Below are 207 nucleotides of genomic sequence, written 5' to 3'. Positions count from 1 at the left end.
GAGCTTAACTTCCGTGTTCGGTATGGGAACGGGTGTGACCTCTTCGCCATCATCACTAGACTTGAATAATTTCTGAAAGACAAGTTCTATTATATCAATTCTGTAGAAATTTACAAGTGTTTTTTTAATAAAATTTTTATTCTTTCAAAACTGGATAAACGACATATTCACAATACATACAATTTGGTTAAGTCCTCGATCGATTAG

1 rRNA gene is annotated in these 207 nt (G+C 32.9%); it reads right to left on the bottom strand.

Annotated features, from left to right (window positions below):
* Positions 1–60, bottom strand: a 5S ribosomal RNA gene (gene rrf, locus FS486_RS19890); the annotation flags it as partial.
* Between the last annotated feature and the right edge of the window lie 147 nt (positions 61–207).

It is taken from the genome of Bacillus sp. FJAT-22090, assembly GCF_007676755.1.
GTDB lineage: Bacteria > Bacillota > Bacilli > Bacillales_A > Planococcaceae > Psychrobacillus.
This window is presented reverse-complemented; position numbering and strand designations above follow the sequence as displayed.